19 protein-coding genes are annotated in these 17,310 nt (G+C 72.1%); 9 read left to right on the forward strand and 10 right to left on the reverse strand.

Annotated elements, in window-relative coordinates; all coding sequences use genetic code 11:
* The first annotated feature begins 14 nt into the window (after window positions 1-14).
* On the forward strand, window positions 15-704 hold the full coding sequence (locus tag AB0M39_RS00700) for a response regulator transcription factor (RefSeq protein ID WP_365358596.1): 690 nt from the start codon (window positions 15-17) through the stop codon (window positions 702-704).
* Entirely contained in the window at window positions 701-2,107 is a 1,407-nt protein-coding gene (locus AB0M39_RS00705; RefSeq protein ID WP_365358598.1) for a HAMP domain-containing sensor histidine kinase, read from the forward strand. The genes AB0M39_RS00700 and AB0M39_RS00705 overlap by 4 nt, the downstream gene beginning before the upstream one ends.
* A gap of 38 nt (window positions 2,108-2,145) precedes the next feature.
* On the opposite strand, the gene AB0M39_RS00710 is transcribed toward AB0M39_RS00705, so the two are convergent.
* The 4 genes from AB0M39_RS00710 to AB0M39_RS00725 form a co-directional block, all read right to left on the reverse strand.
* The gene (locus AB0M39_RS00710) at window positions 2,146-3,846 is read right to left on the reverse strand and encodes a methylmalonyl-CoA mutase family protein (protein ID WP_365358600.1); all 1,701 of its coding nucleotides are present in this window, start codon (window positions 3,844-3,846) and stop codon (window positions 2,146-2,148) included.
* 79 nt (window positions 3,847-3,925) lie between these two features.
* A complete protein-coding gene (locus AB0M39_RS00715; protein WP_365358602.1) occupies window positions 3,926-4,255 on the reverse strand; it encodes a DUF3817 domain-containing protein in 330 nt (109 codons plus the stop codon).
* Window positions 4,256-4,393: 138 nt separating this feature from the next.
* A complete protein-coding gene (locus AB0M39_RS00720) occupies window positions 4,394-4,903 on the reverse strand; it encodes a MarR family transcriptional regulator (RefSeq protein ID WP_365358604.1) in 510 nt (169 codons plus the stop codon).
* A 9-nt stretch (window positions 4,904-4,912) separates the two neighbouring features.
* Window positions 4,913-6,322 carry an MFS transporter gene (locus tag AB0M39_RS00725; RefSeq protein WP_365358606.1) on the reverse strand — a complete coding sequence of 470 codons (1,410 nt, stop codon included), beginning with the start codon at window positions 6,320-6,322 and terminating at the stop codon, window positions 4,913-4,915.
* A 71-nt stretch (window positions 6,323-6,393) separates the two neighbouring features.
* On the opposite strand from AB0M39_RS00725, the gene AB0M39_RS00730 reads away from it, so the two are divergent.
* Window positions 6,394-7,386 carry a DUF5937 family protein gene (locus AB0M39_RS00730; protein WP_365358608.1) on the forward strand — a complete coding sequence of 331 codons (993 nt, stop codon included), beginning with the start codon at window positions 6,394-6,396 and terminating at the stop codon, window positions 7,384-7,386.
* Window positions 7,387-7,553: 167 nt separating this feature from the next.
* Here the strand turns inward: AB0M39_RS00730 and AB0M39_RS00735 are convergent, their stop codons facing one another.
* The gene (locus AB0M39_RS00735; protein ID WP_365358610.1) at window positions 7,554-7,847 is read right to left on the reverse strand and encodes an MTH1187 family thiamine-binding protein; all 294 of its coding nucleotides are present in this window, start codon (window positions 7,845-7,847) and stop codon (window positions 7,554-7,556) included.
* The gene (locus AB0M39_RS00740; protein ID WP_365358612.1) at window positions 7,844-8,203 is read right to left on the reverse strand and encodes a DUF3817 domain-containing protein; all 360 of its coding nucleotides are present in this window, start codon (window positions 8,201-8,203) and stop codon (window positions 7,844-7,846) included. The genes AB0M39_RS00735 and AB0M39_RS00740 overlap by 4 nt, the downstream gene beginning before the upstream one ends.
* A 154-nt stretch (window positions 8,204-8,357) precedes the next feature.
* Between AB0M39_RS00740 and AB0M39_RS00745 the strand changes: the two genes are divergently transcribed.
* The 4 genes from AB0M39_RS00745 (at window position 8,358) to AB0M39_RS00760 (ending at window position 11,003) form a co-directional block, all read left to right on the forward strand.
* A complete protein-coding gene (locus AB0M39_RS00745) occupies window positions 8,358-8,996 on the forward strand; it encodes an AIM24 family protein (RefSeq protein ID WP_365358614.1) in 639 nt (212 codons plus the stop codon).
* Entirely contained in the window at window positions 8,996-9,646 is a 651-nt protein-coding gene (locus AB0M39_RS00750; RefSeq protein ID WP_365358616.1) for an AIM24 family protein, read from the forward strand. The genes AB0M39_RS00745 and AB0M39_RS00750 overlap by 1 nt, the downstream gene beginning before the upstream one ends.
* Complete coding sequence (locus AB0M39_RS00755) at window positions 9,643-10,425, forward strand: AIM24 family protein (protein WP_365358618.1); 783 nt, start codon at window positions 9,643-9,645, stop codon at window positions 10,423-10,425. The genes AB0M39_RS00750 and AB0M39_RS00755 overlap by 4 nt, the downstream gene beginning before the upstream one ends.
* A gap of 101 nt (window positions 10,426-10,526) precedes the next feature.
* On the forward strand, window positions 10,527-11,003 hold the full coding sequence (locus tag AB0M39_RS00760) for a MarR family transcriptional regulator (protein ID WP_365358620.1): 477 nt from the start codon (window positions 10,527-10,529) through the stop codon (window positions 11,001-11,003).
* Window positions 11,004-11,060: 57 nt separating this feature from the next.
* On the opposite strand, the gene AB0M39_RS00765 is transcribed toward AB0M39_RS00760, so the two are convergent.
* Together AB0M39_RS00765 and AB0M39_RS00770 are read right to left on the reverse strand one after the other, a co-directional pair.
* A complete protein-coding gene (locus AB0M39_RS00765; RefSeq protein WP_365358622.1) occupies window positions 11,061-12,557 on the reverse strand; it encodes a HAMP domain-containing sensor histidine kinase in 1,497 nt (498 codons plus the stop codon).
* Entirely contained in the window at window positions 12,554-13,219 is a 666-nt protein-coding gene (locus tag AB0M39_RS00770; RefSeq protein ID WP_365358624.1) for a response regulator transcription factor, read from the reverse strand. The genes AB0M39_RS00765 and AB0M39_RS00770 overlap by 4 nt, the downstream gene beginning before the upstream one ends.
* A gap of 144 nt (window positions 13,220-13,363) precedes the next feature.
* Between AB0M39_RS00770 and AB0M39_RS00775 the strand changes: the two genes are divergently transcribed.
* The gene (locus AB0M39_RS00775) at window positions 13,364-13,915 is read left to right on the forward strand and encodes a PepSY domain-containing protein (RefSeq protein ID WP_365358626.1); all 552 of its coding nucleotides are present in this window, start codon (window positions 13,364-13,366) and stop codon (window positions 13,913-13,915) included.
* A 633-nt stretch (window positions 13,916-14,548) separates the two neighbouring features.
* On the opposite strand, the gene meaB is transcribed toward AB0M39_RS00775, so the two are convergent.
* On the reverse strand, window positions 14,549-15,505 hold the full coding sequence (meaB, locus tag AB0M39_RS00780; protein ID WP_365358628.1) for a methylmalonyl Co-A mutase-associated GTPase MeaB: 957 nt from the start codon (window positions 15,503-15,505) through the stop codon (window positions 14,549-14,551).
* A 13-nt stretch (window positions 15,506-15,518) separates the two neighbouring features.
* Window positions 15,519-16,727, reverse strand: a complete 1,209-nt coding sequence (locus tag AB0M39_RS00785; RefSeq protein ID WP_365358630.1) for an acetyl-CoA C-acetyltransferase — start codon at window positions 16,725-16,727, stop codon at window positions 15,519-15,521.
* A 145-nt stretch (window positions 16,728-16,872) separates the two neighbouring features.
* Between AB0M39_RS00785 and mce the strand changes: the two genes are divergently transcribed.
* A complete protein-coding gene (gene mce / locus AB0M39_RS00790) occupies window positions 16,873-17,301 on the forward strand; it encodes a methylmalonyl-CoA epimerase (protein WP_328396307.1) in 429 nt (142 codons plus the stop codon).
* Window positions 17,302-17,310: the final 9 nt, after the last annotated feature.

Below are 17,310 nucleotides of genomic sequence, written 5' to 3' on the forward strand. Positions count from 1 at the left end.
GCAGGCTTGGCGCCATGAAGCCCTCGAAGAAGATCCTGGTCGTCGACGACGAGCCGGAGGTGCGGGCGGCCGTCGAGGACGGTCTGGCGGTGGAGGGCTACGAGGTCCGGGGCGCGGGCGACGGGCTGGCCGCGCTGTCCGAGGTCGCCTCCTGGCAGCCGGACGCGATCGTCGTCGACGTGATGATGCCGGTGCTGGACGGGCTGGGCTTCTGCCGCCGGCTGCGGGGGATGGACGACCGTACGCCGGTGCTCGTCCTGACCGCGCTGGACTCGGTGAGCGAGCGGGTCGACGGGCTGGACGCGGGGGCCGACGACTATCTGGTCAAGCCGTTCGCGCTGGACGAGCTGACGGCCCGGGTGCGGGCGCTGCTGCGCCGGGCGGCGCCCGCGCAGGAGGAGTCGGGCGAGCTGTCCTTCGCCGATCTGAGCGTCGATCCGCTGACCCGTACGGGCCGACGGGCGGGCCGCCCCCTGGAGTTCAGCCGCACGGAGTTCGCGCTGCTGGAGCTGCTGCTGCGGCATCCGGGCCAGGTGCTGCCCCGGGAGCTGATCCTGGAGCTGGTGTGGGGCCGGGACTTCGGGCCGGACTCCAACTCGCTGGCGGTGTACGTCGGCTATCTGCGCCGCAAGCTGGAGGCGGCGGGCGAGCCGCGGCTGGTCCACACGGTGCACGGCGTCGGCTACCGCCTGGACCTGCCGTGAGCGCCCGTCGGCGGCTCGGCGGCCCGTGGCGCCGCCACCGGCCGCTGCGGACCCGGCTGGCCCTGGCCGCGTCGGCGGCCGTCGCCCTCGTGGCCGTCGGCATCAGCGCCGGCGCCTTCCTCGTCATCCGGTACGAGCTCTACCACCAGCTCGATCTGAATCTGACGCAGTCGGCGACGCTGGTGACCCAGCAGAACCGGGACGAGGGGCCCGGGATCGTCGCCGGCGAGTGCCGGTTCCTGTCGGCCCCCGCGTGTGCGCAGATCGTTCCCGCCGATCCGGCCGACGACCCGGCGCGGCCCTATCTCCTGCCGGTGTCCGCCCCCGTGCGCGAGGTCGCCGCGGACGAGCGGGCGCCGTACTTCACCAACGTCGAGCTGTTCGGGCGTCCCGCCCGGATGCTGACCACCGATTTCGGCGAGGGCAGGGCGCTCCAGGTCGCCCTGCGCGCGGACACCGTGGAGAAGGGCGTGCGCCAGGCGGCCTGGCTGCTCGCCGGGGCGAGCGGCGCGGGCGTGCTGCTGGCGGCCGGGCTCGGCTACTGGGTCTCCCGTACCGGCCTGGCCCCCGTCGCCCGTCTGACGGCCACGGCGGAGCGCATCGCCGCGACCCGGGACCCCCGCCACCGCATCGAGCTCCCGGCGGGCCCGCCCGGCCGGGAGGACGAGGTGACCCGGCTGGGGGCCGCGTTCAACACGATGCTCGGCGAGCTGGAGCAGTCCGTCGCCGCCCAGCGGCGGCTGGTCGCGGACGCCTCCCATGAGCTGCGTACGCCCCTGACGGCGCTGCGCACCAACGCCGAGCTGCTCGCCCGCGCCGACCGCCTCACCGAGGCGCAGCGCGAGCGGGCGTCGGGGGCCCTGGCCCGGCAGCTGCGCGAGGTGACCGGCATGGTCAACGACCTGATCGAGCTGGCCCGGGACGAGGAGCCGCATCCGCTGCTCGAGGAGGTGCGCCTGGCGCCGCTGGTCGAGCACTGCGTCGAGGCGGCGCGCGCCCACTGGCCGGGGACCGAGTTCACGCTGTACGTCGAGGACGCCGCGGCGCGCCTGGCCTTCCCCGGGGTGCCCTCGCGGCTGTCGCGGCTGCTGACCAATCTGCTGGATAACGCCGCGAAGTTCAGCCCGGCGGGCACGGCCGTCGAGGTCGCGCTGACGACGGGCGAGCTGACGGTACGGGACCACGGCGCGGGCATCGCCGAGGAGGACCTGCCGTATGTCTTCGACCGCTTCTACCGGGCCGAGTCGGCGCGCGCCCTGCCCGGCTCGGGGCTGGGTCTGGCCATGGCGCGGCAGATCGCCCGCGCCCACGGCGCGGAGCTCGCCGCGGAGGGGGCGCAGGGCGGCGGCGCGCTCTTCCGTCTGACCCTGCCCCCGGAGACGGACACGAGCGCGGCCGGCTAGCCGCCGACCGCGCTCGCTCTCAGATACTGCTCGCTCGATCAGAAGCCGGGCGGCTCGGTGTAGGTGCCCCACTCGTCCCTGAGCACGTTGCAGATCTCGCCCAGCGTCGCCTCGGCGCGGACCGCGTCCAGCATCGGCCCGATCATGTTCGAGCCGTCGCGGGCCGCGGTCAGCATCGCCTCCAGCGACGCCTTGACGCGCGCGTCGTCGCGCTTGCCCTTGCGCTCGCCGAGCACCCGGACCTGCTCCCACTCGACCTCGTGGCTGACCCGGAGGATCTCCAGGTCGCCGGTGACCGAGCCGTGGTGGACGTTGACGCCGACGACCCGCTTGTCGCCCTTCTCCAGGGACTGCTGGTAGCGGAAGGCGGACTCGGCGATCTCGCCGGTGAACCAGCCGTCCTCGATCCCGCGCAGAATGCCCGAGGTGATGGGGCCGATCGGGTGCTTTCCGTCCGGGTGGGCGCGCAGACCGCGCTCCTTGATCTGGTCGAAGATCTTCTCGGCGTCGGCCTCGATGCGGTCGGTGAGCTGCTCGACGTACCACGAGCCGCCCAGCGGGTCGGCGACGTTGGCGACGCCGGTCTCCTCCATCAGCACCTGCTGGGTGCGCAGCGCGATCTCGGCGGCCTGCTCGCTGGGCAGGGCGAGGGTCTCGTCGAGGGCGTTGGTGTGCAGGGAGTTGGTGCCGCCGAGGACCGCGGAGAGGGCTTCGACGGCGGTGCGCACGACGTTGTTGTACGGCTGCTGCGCGGTGAGGGAGACGCCTGCGGTCTGGGTGTGGAAGCGGAGCCACTGGGCCTTGTCCGTCTGCGCGCCGTACACCTCCTTCATCCAGCGGGCCCAGATCCGGCGCGCGGCGCGGAACTTGGCGATCTCCTCGAAGAAGTCGAGGTGGGCGTCGAAGAAGAAGGACAGTCCGGGCGCGAAGGTGTCGACGTCCAGACCGCGGGAGAGGCCGAGCTCCACGTATCCGAAGCCGTCGGCGAGGGTGTACGCGAGCTCCTGCGCGGCCGTCGCGCCCGCCTCGCGGATGTGGTAGCCGGAGACCGACAGGGGCTTGTACGCGGGGATGCCCTGCGCGCAGTGCTCCATCAGGTCGCCGATGAGGCGCAGGTGCGGCTCGGGCTGGAAGAGCCACTCCTTCTGCGCGATGTACTCCTTGAAGATGTCGGTCTGCAGCGTGCCGTTGAGGACGCCCGGGTCGATGCCCTGGCGCTCGGCGGCGACCAGGTACATGCAGAAGACCGGGACGGCCGGGCCGCTGATCGTCATCGACGTCGTGACGTCGCCGAGCGGGATGTCCTTGAAGAGGACCTCCATGTCGGCGGCGGAGTCGATGGCCACACCGCAGTGCCCGACCTCGCCGAGCGAGCGCGGGTCGTCGGAGTCGCGGCCCATGAGGGTGGGCATGTCGAAGGCCACGCTCAGACCGCCGCCGCCGTTGGCGAGGATCATCTTGTAGCGCTCGTTCGTCTGCTCGGCGTTGCCGAAGCCGGCGAACTGGCGGATGGTCCAGGTGCGGCCGCGGTAGCCGGTGGGGTAGAGCCCGCGGGTGAAGGGGTACTCCCCCGGCCACCCGATCCGCTCGAAGCCCTCGTACGCGTCGCCGGGCCGGGGCCCGTAGACCGGCTCGACCGGGTCTCCGGAGAGCGTGGTGAAGTCCGCGTCTCGCGTGCGGGCCTTGTCATAGCGGGCCTGCCAGCGTCGGCGGCCTTCCTCGATCGCGTCAGCGTCCATGCTTCAAATTTACTAGGACGTCCTAGTAAATGTCGATGGCAAACCGCCGCGAGCATGACTCGCGGCGGTTTTGGCCGTGCTAGACCTCGGCCGTGGCCGTCGCTCCGTCGCCCGCGATCAGCGCGCGCGTCTCGCGGGTGATCTTGGGTTCGACGAAGAAGGAGGCGAAGGGGATGCAGCCCGCGGCCAGCACCCACAGCAGCTTGCCGAACGGCCATTTCGCCTTGGATCCCAGATCGAAGGCGAAGATCACGTAGACGATGAACAGCACACCGTGGATCTGCGAGATCAGCATGGTGTCGCCGACGTGGAAGACGTACTTCGCGACGATCGCCGCGGTGAAGACGAGCAGCCATGCGGCGGTGACGTACGCCATCGCCCGGTAGCGGGTCAGCACGGATTGGTTCATGCCGACGAGCGTAGCCGCCCGGAAAATCGCCCCGGAGGCGGGGAGGACGCCTACGCGATCACCCGAAAACGGGAGAGTCCGGCGCACTCCGGGCAAATGAGGGGTGAGCGGCCTCTCCGCGCGTCCGGCCGGTGTGGGCTATTTCTCGTCGAAGTCCTGCGCGGAGACCCGCAGCGGGCGCAGCATCGCGAAGATCTCCGCGCACTCCTCCTCGTCGTACGCGCCGAGCCCGAAGTCCATCTCCATCAGCTCGCGGGTGGCCGCCTCGACGACCTCCCGGCCCTTGTCGGTGATGGAGGCGAGGGTGCCCCGCCCGTCGTTCGGGTTGGGCCGCTTGGCGACCAGGCCGGAGCGCACGAGGCGGTCCACCGTGTTGGTCACCGAGGTCGGGTGGACCATGAGCCGCTCGCCGATCTTGGACATCGGCAGCTCGCCGGCCTTGGAGAAGGTCAGCAGCACCAGCGCCTCGTACCGCGCGAAGGTCAGGCCGTACGGCTTGACGACCGCGTCCACCTCGGCGAGGAGGATCTGGTGCGCGCGCATGATCGAGGTGATCGCGGCCATCGAGGGCACGGGTCCCCATCGCTGCTGCCAGAGCTCGTCGGCTCGGGCGATGGGGTCGAAGGGAAGGCTGAGCGGCTTCGGCACGGCACGACCCTACCCACTGGTCATATGGCGGTCAGCCCCGTCTCGCACTTCGGTCCTCCTGGCCTCGGCGACCAGCGCCAGGCAGGCCAGGGTCCCGATCGCGCCGGCCCCGGCGACGACCGTGCTCACGGCGTAGAACTCCGCGGCAAGACCGGCCAGGGCCATGCCCACTCCCTGGATCGTCATCAGCCCGGCGGTCAGGACGGTCATGGCGCTGCCCCGGACCTCCTCGGGGATCTCCTCGATGAGCCAGGCGTCCAGACCGAGGGTGTACGCGGACCCGGCGCCGGCGAGGACGAGCGCGATCAGCGCGGGGAGCAGGCCGGGCGTGCAGGCGTAGACGGTGAGCGGGAGGAGGGTGAGCGCCGCGAGCGGGAGGACGATGCGGGAGCGGGCGGCGGGGCTGAGGGCGGAGCCCGCGTACAGCTCTCCGGCGATGGCGCCGAGGGCCGGCGCGCACATCAGGAGGCCGAGGCCGACGGAGCCGATGCCCGCCTGGGCGGCGTAGGGGGCGGCGAGGGCCTCGGGGGCGACGATGAACAGCGGCGGCGCCCAGAACAAGAGCATCAGCACGCGCAGCCGGCGGTCGCCCAGGACGCGGCGGGTCGCCGCCAGGGAGGCCGGCAGCAGGGATCCGCTCCCTCCGCCGCGGGCGGGGCGGCGCCGGGTGCCGAGGCGCAGGAGCAGGGCCGAGCCCAGGAACGTGGCCACCGTGACGGAGAGGGCGCCGCGGGGAGGGACGACGGCGAGCAGCAGGCCGCCGAGCGCGAATCCACAGAGCACGGCGGTCTGCGACACGATGCGCAGAAGGGAGCGGCCGAGGACGAAGAGGTCGCCGTCGCCGAGGACGTCGGCGAGGGTCGCGGTGCGGGTGCCGTTGAAGACGGGCGCGACGGCGGCGATGCAGCACCGCATCGCCAGCAGGACGGCGACGGGCGTCCCGGGCGCCGCCATCACCGCCGCGCACGCGCCGCACACCAGGTCGCACCCGACGAGCACCCGCCGGGCCGGGTACCGGTCGGCGACGCCGGCGAGCAGGACGCCGCCGAGGACGTACGGCAGGAAGCCCACGGCGAAGGCGAGCGCGCTGAGCAGCGGCGAGCCGGTCAGCCGGTAGACGAGGACGGTGAGCGCGATCTCGCTGACGACCACCCCGAGGAGCGACATGAGGTGGGCGGCGAAGACGGCGCGGAACTCCCGTACGCGGAACACCGCGCGGTAGCCGCGCCCGCCTCGGTCGTCGAGGGGAAGGGGCGGGGCGGAGGAAGCGGGCGGGACGGGTGTAGCGGGCGGGGCAGCGAGCGGGTCGGGGGAAGGGGGCGCGGAGGGGGAAAGGGGCGGGTCGGGGGAAGGGGTCGGGGCAGGGAAAAAGGGCGCGGTGGGGCGGGGCCCCGGGCCGGACGTCGTCTCCTCGGGCATGCGCAACACCCTGCCCACCGCGCTCCCCCGCCCCTAGACTTTCGGCTCCAGCCGAATCTCCCGAGGCCCCCATGCCGTCCCATATGCACTTCGGCGAAGCCGACCTCCTGCGCATCCGGTTCGCCGTGTCCCCGCTGTGGGAGACCCAGGAGGCCGTCCGGACGCTCAAGCGGCCCGACCGGCACGGGTACCACCTGCCGTGGCTGCGGCGGATCAGGGAGGCGGCCCGCGGGCTCGACCTCACCGGGCTGTGGCTGCTGATGCCCGCTCGCGGCCACGCGCCGGACTTCCTCGGGCCGCCGCCCATCGGGCCCGCAGCCTCCTTCGAGGACGAGATCGCGGCCGTACGCGGCGTGGATCCGGAGGTCGCCCGCCAGGACATGGCCTGGTCGCTCTCGGACACTCCGGGGGCGGCCGACTCGCCGCAGGGGAGGGCGTTCGTCGCCGATCCCGCCCGGGCGGTGCGGGAGCTCGCCGACACCGTGGAGTTGGCCTGGCACACCCTCGTCGAGCCGGAGTGGCCGCGGCTGCGGGCGCTTCTCGAAGCCGACGTGGCCTTCCACACCCGGCGGCTGGCGCGCTCTGGCCTGGAGGGCCTGTTCGCCGATCTCCATCCCCGGCTGCGCTGGTCCGACCGCACACTCACCCTGGCCACCCGCGGCGACCATGTACGCCGGCTGGACGGCCAGGGCCTGATGCTGCTGCCCAGCGTCTTCTGCTGGCCCGACATCGTCACCGGCTTCGAGCCGCCGTGGCAGCCCACGGTGGCGTACCCCGCGCGGGGCATCGGCGCGCTGTGGGCCGAGCCGGCCGGCAGCCCGCCCGAGGCGCTGGCCCGGCTGCTCGGGGACAGACGGGCGGCCGTGCTCCTCGCGCTCGACGAGCCGGCGGGCACCACCGCCCTCGCGCATCAGCTCGGCCTGGCGCCGTCGTCGGTTTCCGCGCATCTGGCCGTGCTGCGCGACGCGGGTCTGCTCACCGCGCGCCGCCACGGCCACCAGGTGCTGTACGAGCGCACGCCGCTGGGGATCGCGCTGGCGGTGTCGCAGCCGGGTCCCGCGTAGGCGCCGACCGACGACCGGCGACCGGCCCGACGCCCGACGACCCTCGGCAGAGTCAGCGAGGCGCGGCTCGGCGGGTCCTCAGTCGGCGGGGCGACCCCCGACTCGGGCCCTCACTCGGCGAGGTGGCGCTCGCTTCGGTCCTCAGCCGGCGAGGTGGCGCTCAGTCCTCAGCCGGCGAGGTGGCGCTCGACCGTCTCGACCTTCGACGTCAGACCGTCGCTGACGCCCGGGCGGATGTCCGCCTTGAGCACGACGGAGACGCGCGGGGCCCGGGCCTCGACCGCGGCGACGGCCCGCTTGACGACGTCCATGCACTCGTCCCACCCGCCCTCGATGGACGTGAACATCGCGTCCGTGCGGTTGGGCAGACCCGACTCGCGCACGACGCGCACGGCGTCGGCGATGTACTCCCCGACGTCCTCGCCCACGCCGAGCGGGGTGACGGAGAAGGCGACGATCACGCGTCGACGACCTTGTCCTCGATCTTGCCCTCGCGGCGGGCGCGGGAGGCGATCACCGCGTCCTCGGCCTCGCGCTTGAGCTTGCGCTCGGCGACGAAGCCGCCGAACGGCAGGACGGAGAGGGCGAAGTAGAGCGCGGCGGTCTTCAGGTCCCACTTGGTCTTGTTCCAGGCGTCCAGCCAGAACAGGACGTACAGGATGAACAGCACGCCGTGGACGGCGCCCATCACCGGGACCGCGTTGAACTCCGTGGTGCGCTTGAGCACCGAGCAGACCAGCAGCAGGAGGAACGAGACGGCCTCCGGCGCGGAGACCAGACGGAGGCGGTGGAGGGACGAGGCGGTCTTGATGTCCACGGAAGCACCTTCGGTGGGAGGGGGTTCGATCTTGTGAATGCATGCACAAGCTGTCGGCCCATTGTGGCAGTCCGACTTTGCCTCCCTTTTATCAGGGTCCTGATCCTTGCCGAGGCCTCTGTTCCGGCGCGGAGCCACCGGCTAACGTCGCCCCGTGGCAACGTTCCGACTCCAAGGCAGCAAGGTGCTCGCCGTCGACATGACCGGCGACGCCGTCAAAGCGAAGAACGGCTCGATGGTCGCCTACGACGGCCAGATGGCCTTCAAGAAGATGTCCGGCGGCGGTGAGGGCATCCGCGGGATGGTCACCCGCCGTCTGACCGGCGAGCAGATGACCATGATGGAGGTGAAGGGGCAGGGCACCTGCTACTTCGCCGACCGCGCGTCCGAGATCAATCTGGTGACCCTGCACGGCGACAAGCTCTACGTCGAGGCGAGCAACCTGCTCTGCACCGACGGGGGTCTGCGCACCGGCACGACCTTCACCGGGCTGCGCGGCGGGGCGACGGGCAACGGCCTGTTCACCACCACTGTCGAGGGCTCCGGCCAGGCGGCGATCATGTCCGACGGACAGGCCGTCGTGCTGCGCGTCACCCCGCAGTACCCGCTCTCGGTCGACCCGGGCGCGTACATCGCCCACCAGGGCAGCCTCCAGCAGCACTTCCAGTCCGGCGTGAACTTCCGCACGCTCATCGGCGAGGGCTCGGGCGAGGCGTTCCAGATCCGCTTCGAGGGCGACGGTCTGGTGTACGTCCAGCCGAGCGAGCGGAACACCGTCGGGGGCGAGGTCTGATGCCGTTCCGTGAGATCAACACCCGGATGGTCGAGGCGACGATCGTCCCCGGCCAGAAGATGTTCAGCCAGCGCGGCGCGATGCTCGCGTACAAGGGCGCCGTCTCCTTCACCCCGAACATGGCGGGCGGCCAGGGCGGCCTGATGTCGATGATCGGGCGGCGGGTGGCCGACGAGGCGACCCCGCTGATGACGGTGGAGGGGACCGGCACCGTGATGTTCGGCCACGGCGGCCATCACATCCAGGTGGTCGACCTCGCCGGCGACACGCTGTACGTCGAGGCCGACCGGCTGCTGGCCTTCGACGGCACGCTGGAGCAGGGCACGATGTTCATGGGCTCGCAGGGCGGGGTCATGGGCATGGTGCGCGGCCAGGTGACGGGCCAGGGCCTGTTCACGACCACGTTGAAGGGCCATGGCGCGGTCGCGGTCATGGCGCACGGCGGAGTGATCGAGCTGCCGATCGCCCCGGGGCGGGCGGTCCACGTCGACCCGCAGGCGTACGTCGCGCACCGCGGAGACGTACGGAACAAGCTCTCCACCGCGCTCGGCTGGCGCGACATGGTGGGGCGCGGCTCGGGCGAGGCGTTCCAGCTGGAGCTCAGCGGCAGCGGTGTGGTGTACGTCCAGGCGTCGGAGGAGAAGCTGTGACCGGTCCTGTGGTCTTCGACCCTCATACGCTCCCGTCCGACGACAACGTCAATCCGTACACCTTCTGCGTGGAGCTCAAGTCGAGCCAGTGGTTCCTGCAGAAGGGGAAGATGATCGCCTACTACGGGCAGATCGACTTCCAGGGCATCGGCCACGGCCGCCTCGACCGTCTGATGCGCAGCTCGTTCCACTCTCCGCTGCACGCGAGCGACTGGGTGGTCGCGGAGGGCAGCGGCAAGATGCTCCTCGCGGACCGGGCGTTCGACGTCAACTCCTACGACCTGGAAGACGGGAACCTGTCGATCCGGTCCGGGAACCTCCTGGCGTACGAGCCCACGCTGGCGCTCAAGCAGTCGATCGTGCCGGGGTTCCTGACGCTGATCGGCACGGGCAAGTTCGTGGCCGCGTCCAACGGCCCGGTGGTCTTCATGGAGCCGCCGATCCGGGTGGACCCGCAGGCCCTGGTGGGCTGGGCGGACTGCCCCTCGCCCTGCCACCACTACGACCACGGCTATATGACGGGCGTGATGGGCGGTCTGCGCCAGCTGACGGGGATCGGCGGGGCGTCCGGCGAGGAGCACCAGTTCGAGTTCGTGGGGGCGGGGACGGTGCTGCTCCAGTCGACCGAGGCGCTGATGGCCGAGCAGGCGACGGGCGCGACGCCCCATCAGCCGGGCGTTCCCGGTGGCCACGGCGGCCACGGAAGCCCAGGTCAGCAGGGTTCCTCGACGCGTCTTCCCGGGCAGCTGGGGGACCTCCAGCGTCGCTTCGGCCTGTGAGCGGTAGTCTGCGGAGTGTGACGTCGAACGCCTGCACCCTTGTTCGGGGCGTCACACCCCCGACTTCGTCCGTCTTTCAACTTCTTAGGTAGAATCCATATATGGAGACCGAGACGGCCACCCGCTGGCTGACCGATGACGAGCAGTGCGCCTGGCGCACGTATCTGGACGTCAACAGGCTGCTGACCTATCAGATGGAGAAGGACCTCCAGCCGTTCGGCCTGACCAACAACGACTACGAGATCCTGGTCAATCTCTCCGAGTCGCAGGACCGGCGCATGCGGATGAGCGACCTCGCCGCGGCGACGCTGCAGTCCAAGAGCCGGCTCTCCCATCAGATCACCCGCATGGAGAACGCGGGCCTGGTCCGCCGGGAGAACTGCGAGTCGGACCGACGGGGGCTGTACGCGGTCCTGACCGAGCACGGCACGGAGACGATGGAGAAGGTCGCGCCGCACCATGTCGCCTCGGTGCGCAAGCACTTCATCGACATGCTCTCCCCCGAGGCGCTGGCCGACCTGCGCGAGTCGCTGTCCCCGGTGGCGGAGCACCTGAGGGGCCGGCGGGGCAAGGTCTGACCGGGGCGGCTCCGGGCCGCACCACTGGCCGCCGGCTGCGTGCTTCCGGCTGCCCGACTACGACGCGGCGGCCGGCAGGGCGAGTTCGAAGAGCGCCCCGCCGGCCGGGGAACGGCCGACCGTGAGCGTGCCGCCGTGCCGCCGAGCCACGTCCCGGGCGATGGCGAGCCCCAGCCCCGCGCCGCCGTCGTCCCGAGCACGCGCGTCGTCGAGGCGCACGAACCGCTCGAAGATCCTCTCGCGCTCGTCCTCCGGAACGCCGTCGCCGTCGTCCGCGACCGCCAGCACCACACGGTCGCCGTCCCGGCGTACGGACACCGCCACCGCCTCGCGCGCGTGGCGCTGCGCGTTGTCCAGGAGATTGCCCAGCACCCGCGTCAGCTGCCCGCGCGAGCCCTCCGCCTCGAGTCCCTCAACGGCGTCGACGCTCGCCGGGACGCGGTCCCCGGTCCGCTGGGAGACCTCCTCGCGGACGAGGGCGGCGAGGTCGAGCCGCGACCGCCCCGGCCGCTCCCCCGCGTCCAGCCGCGCCAGCAGCAGCAGATCCGCGGCGAGCTGCTGGAGCCGTACGGTGTCGGCCACCGCGCCCGGCACGTCCAGCAGCTCCGGGTGGGCGGCGCCCACTTCGAGCTGGGTGCGCAGCGAGGCGATGGGGCTGCGCAGCTCGTGGGAGGCGTCCGCGACGAAGCGCCGCTGGCGCTCGACGGAGGCCTCGAGCGCGGAGAGCGTCTCGTTGGTCGTACGGGCGAGCCTGGCCACCTCGTCGCGCGAGTCCGGCTCGGGGACGCGGCGCGTGAGGTCCTCGGAGGCGGTGATGGCCGCCATCTCGCTGCGGATGCCCTCGACGGGCTTGAGGGCGCGCCGGGTGACCAGCCAGGTGACGGAGCCGACCACGACGATCAGCAGCGGGAATCCGACGAGCATCGCGTCGCGGACCGTCCCTACGGCGTCCTGCTCGGTGGTCAGGGGCGCGCCGGCGTAGACGGTGACGGTCTGCTGGGCCCGGTTCGTCGCCTTGACCGCGGCGAACCGGTAGTCGGCGCGCTCGCCGTCGACGGTGGCCGCGCCGGAGGTGAAACGGGGGTCGTCGGAGGAGACCTCGCCGCGGCCGGGGTCGGGGGTGTCGTCGTCGGGGTCGTCCTCAGCGGCGTCGGCGGCGTCGTCGTCGGTGGAGGCGCCGTCGGCGGGCGCGTCGTCCTGGCCGGCGACCGGGCCGGCGCCGCCCGCCGAGGGACTCGGCCGCTGCGGCGCCACGCTCCGGCTGCCGGTCCCGGAGATCGCCTCCAGCTGGTCGCTGACGGCGAGCACCCGCCCGTCCTCGTCGACGATCTGAACGGGACGCTCGTCGTCGGAGTCCGGCAGCTCCAGCTTGTCCGCCGGCACGTCGAGGGCGAACTGGGAGGCCAGGTCCTGGGCGGTGACCTCGGCCTGGAGGTCGGCCTGGTCGATGAGGTTGGAGCGCAGGACGAGGAGAACGGCGAGGCCGGCGGCGACGAGCGCGACGGCGACGACGAGGGTGGCGCCGAGGGCGGCACGGGCCCGTACGGATCTCATGACGCGGCCACCAGCCGGTAGCCCGCGCCGCGCACGGTCTGGATGCGGGCGGGGCCGAGCTTGCGGCGCAGGGCGCTGACGTAGACCTCGATGATGTTCGGGTCGCCGTCGTAGGCGAAGTCCCAGACGTGCTCGAGGATCTCGGACTTGCTGACGACCTCGCCGGCGCGGACGGCGAGCTGCTCCAGGACCGCGAACTCCTTGGCGGTGAGGGCGACCTCGTCCTCGTCGCGGTGGACGCGACGGGCGGCGGTGTCGACGCGCAGCGTCCCGACGACGAGCACGGGCGAGGCGCCGGCACGGCCGCGGCGGCGCAGCAGCGCCTTGATCCTGGCGACCAGGACGACGTACGAGAAGGGCTTGGTGAGGTAGTCGTCGGCGCCGGTGTCGAGGCCCTCGGCCTCGTCGTACTCCCCGTCCTTGGCGGTCAGCATCAGGATCGGCACGTCGTGCCCGGCGGCCCGCAGGGCGCCGCAGACGCGGTAGCCGTTCATGCCGGGAAGCATGATGTCGAGGACGACCAGGTCGTACGAGCCCTCGCCGGCCCGGTGCAGCCCCTCCAGGCCGTCGTGGACGACGTCCACGGCGTACCCCTCGGCCTCCAGCCCCCTGGCGAGGGACAGGGCGAGCCGCTTCTCGTCCTCCACGATCAACAAACGCATGTGCTCAGGGTCGCAAACCGAAGCTGAAGAACCCTTCAGGCGGCTTCAGGCTGGCTTCAGCATGCCCCGGCCAGATTGGTCCACGTCGCTCCGAACGACACGAGCGACGGACTGACCGACTGATCGACACGGGAGGAACCCCTCATGAAGCGCAACCTCGTCATCGCCACGCTGGCGGCGGCCGTTCTCGTCGGAGGCGGTACGTACACGGCGGCGGCGGTCACGGCGGACGACAGCCCCCAGCCGCCCCGCCAGACGGCGTCCGAGGCGGCGGCCGCGGCGCTGAAGCAGACCCCGGGCACGGTGGACTCCGTCGAGGTCGACGACGACGACGCGCCGAGCCGGTGGGAGGTCAAGGTCCTCGGCGAGGACGACGACCGCGAGCACGACCTGAAGGTCGACCCGAAGACGGGCACGGCCCGCGACACGGGCACGGACGCCGACGACGACGCCGACGACCGCCGGGACCACGCGGCCCTGCGCGCGGCCAAGATCGACGCCACCCAGGCGATCGAGAAGGCCCTGCGCACCCACCCGGGAACGGCGACCTCGATCGAATTCGACGACGCCCACTGGGAGGTGGAGATCCACACGAAGTCGGGCGCGGAGGACGAGGTCCGAGTGAACGCCCAGACGGGCAAGACGACGACGTCCCCTGACACCGACACCGACACCGACGACGCCTCGGACGACTGACACGCGTCCACGGTGTCCGGGGCGGGAGACGGCCCTCAGGGGGCGGTGAGGGCGGAGCCCCCGGCAGCACCCTGCGGCCCCGGGTGGGGGCAGAGCCCCCGAAACGGCCCCACCCCACCGCCCCGGGCGGGGGCCCGGGGCGCGCTCAGGCCCAACGGGCCCGGGCGGAACCCGGCAGCACGCAGAGGCAGCGGGCGAAGCCCGCACGGCCTCCGGCCTCGGGCCCGCCCCGGGGGCCGAGCAGAGCCCCGGCAAGGACCCCCCAGGCCGCCCTGAGGCCCACGGGGCCGGAAGCGGAGCCCGCAGCAGACGCGCGGGCACCCGGTGGCACCCCGGTTGGGGTCGCTCGGCGAGCCCCGCAGGGTCTGGAGCGGAGGCCCCGCCAGAGCCGCCGGGCCCTCCGCCGGGATCCCGCCGCTCCGGCGGACGCAAGGGCATCGGGCGAGCCCGCACGGGTCTGGGGCAGAGCCCCCCGACACAGAACCGCCCCGAGCCCCCACAGGGCTCGGGGCGGTTCCCGCACGGCATCGGCCTCAGGCCGCGGGGGCCGGGGCCTCCGCGCGGCGGTTTCGGGAAGGGGCGGGGTGGGGGAAGAGCAACCGTCGGCCCGCACGCCGACACGCCCCCACCCCCCTACCCCTCGACGATCCCCGCCACCAGCTCGTCCGCCGCCCGGTACGGGTCCAGCTCGCCCGACACGATCCGCTCCGCCAGCGCGCCCAGGCGGCGGTCGCCGTGGAGGTCGCCGATGCGTTCGCGCAGTGCCGTGACCGCGATCGTCTCCACCTCGCCCGCGGCCCGGCGTGCCCGCCGCTCCGTCAGGACGCCGTGCTCCTCCATCCACGCCCGATGCTTCTCGAGCGCCTCGACCACCTCGTCGATGCCCTCGCCCCGCGCCGCCACCGTCTTCACGATCGGCGGCCGCCAGTCGCCCGGGCCGCGGGACTCGCCGAGTCCCAGCATGTGGTTGAGCTCCCGGGCCGTCGCGTCCGCGCCGTCCCGGTCCGCCTTGTTGACGACGTACACATCGCCGATCTCGAGGATGCCCGCCTTCGCCGCCTGGATGCCGTCGCCCATGCCGGGCGCGAGCAGCACCACCGAGGTGTCCGCCTGGGAGGCGATCTCCACCTCCGACTGCCCGACGCCCACCGTCTCGACGAGGATCACATCGCACCCCGCCGCGTCCAGGACGCGGATCGCCTGCGGCGCCGCCCACGCCAGACCGCCCAGGTGGCCGCGCGTGGCCATGGAGCGGATGTAGACGCCGGGGTCGGACGCGTGCTCCGACATCCGGACCCGGTCGCCGAGCAGCGCCCCGCCCGAGAAGGGCGAGGACGGGTCGACGGCCAGGACGCCGACCCGCTTCCCCGTCTTGCGGTACGCCGACACCAGTGCCGACGTGGAGGTGGACTTGCCGACGCCCGGCGAGCCGGTCAGCCCCACGACGTACGCCCCGCCGGTCAGCGGCGCGAGCGCCGCCATGACCTCCCGGAGCTGCGGGGACGCCCCCTCCACCAGGGAGATCAGCCGGGCCACGGCCCGCGGCCGGCCCTCCCTCGCGTGGGCGACGAGCTGGGGGACGTCCACCATGTGCGTGCTCCTTCTACTTGCCGTTGCCCGGAACGCGCACGATCAGCGCGTCGCCCTGACCGCCGCCGCCGCACAGGGCCGCCGCGCCCACGCCGCCGCCGCGGCGCTTGAGCTCCAGGGCCAGGTGGAGGACCACCCGCGCGCCGGACATTCCGATGGGGTGTCCCAGGGCGATCGCGCCACCGTTGACGTTCACCTTTTCCGGGGATACCCCAAGGTCCTTCATTGACTGCACGGCGACCGCCGCAAACGCCTCGTTGATCTCGACGAGGTCGAGGTCGGAGACGGCGAGGCCGTCCTTCCGCAGCGCCTGGTGGATCGCGTTGGACGGCTGCGACTGGAGCGAGTTGTCGGGGCCGGCCACGTTTCCGTGCGCTCCGATCTCGGCGATCCAGTCCAGGCCCAGCTCCTCGGCCTTGGCCTTGCTCATCACCACGACGGCCGCCGCGCCGTCGGAGATCTGCGAGGAGGTGCCCGCCGTGATCGTGCCGTCCTTGGCGAACGCGGGGCGCAGCTTGCCGAGCGACTCGGCGGTCGTCTCGGCGCGGATGCCCTCGTCCTTGGCGAAGATCACCGGCTCGCCCTTGCGCTGCGGGATCTCGACGGGCGTGATCTCCGCCTCGAAGAGGCCGTTCTTCTGCGCGGCCGCGGCCCGCTGGTGGGACAGGGCGGCGATCTCGTCCTGCTCCGCGCGGCCGATGCCGAGGCGGGTGTTGTGCTTCTCGGTGGACTCGCCCATGGCGATGCCCTCGAAGGAGTCGGTCAGACCGTCGTACGCCATCGAGTCGAGCATCTCGATCGCGCCGTACTTGTAGCCCTCGCGGGACTTCGGCAGCAGGTGCGGCGCGTTCGTCATGGACTCCTGGCCGCCGGCGACGACGACGTCGAACTCGCCGGCGCGGATCAGCTGGTCGGCCAGCGCGATGGCGTCGAGGCCGGAGAGACAGACCTTGTTGATCGTCAGCGCCGGGACGCTCATGGGGATGCCGGCCTTGACCGCGGCCTGGCGCGCCGGGATCTGCCCCGCCCCGGCCTGCAGGACCTGGCCCATGATCACGTACTGCACCTGGTCCCCGCCGATGCCGGCCCGGTCCAGTGCGGCCTTGATGGCGAAGGCGCCGAGCTCCGCGCCGGAGAAGGACTTGAGCGAGCCGAGCAGACGGCCCATAGGCGTCCGAGCGCCCGCGACGATCACTGAGGTGTTACCGGTCGTTCGAGACATAAGGCAGGATCCCCTTTCAGCCGCAGCTGAGGAGTGAACGAGGGTTTACTCAAATGTACTGAGCGGTACTGCTCCCGGTCACCGGCCAGCCGGTGTGATCGCGCGCACGTTGCGTAACCGCCTCGGTTGGCGCTCCACTGAGGGAATGCTGACGCGAATCGACCACATCGGGATCGCCTGTTTCGACCTCGACAAGACCGTGGAGTTCTACCGGGCCACGTACGGCTTCGAAGTCTTCCACTCCGAGGTAAACGAAGAGCAGGGCGTGCGCGAGGCCATGCTCAAGATCAATGAGACGTCCGACGGCGGCGCCTCCTACCTCCAGCTCCTGGAGCCCACGCGGGAGGACTCCGCCGTGGGCAAGTGGCTGGCCAAGAACGGCGAGGGAGTGCACCACATCGCCTTCGGGACCGCGGACGTGGACGGGGATGCGCAGTCCATCCGCGACAAGGGCGTACGCGTGCTGTACGACGAACCGCGTATCGGCTCCATGGGCTCGCGGATCACCTTCCTGCACCCCAAGGACTGCCACGGCGTTCTCACCGAACTCGTCACCTCTGCAACGGAGCACTGACCACCGGAT

The sequence above is a fragment of the Streptomyces sp. NPDC051907 genome, from assembly GCF_040681075.1.
Lineage (GTDB): Bacteria > Actinomycetota > Actinomycetes > Streptomycetales > Streptomycetaceae > Streptomyces.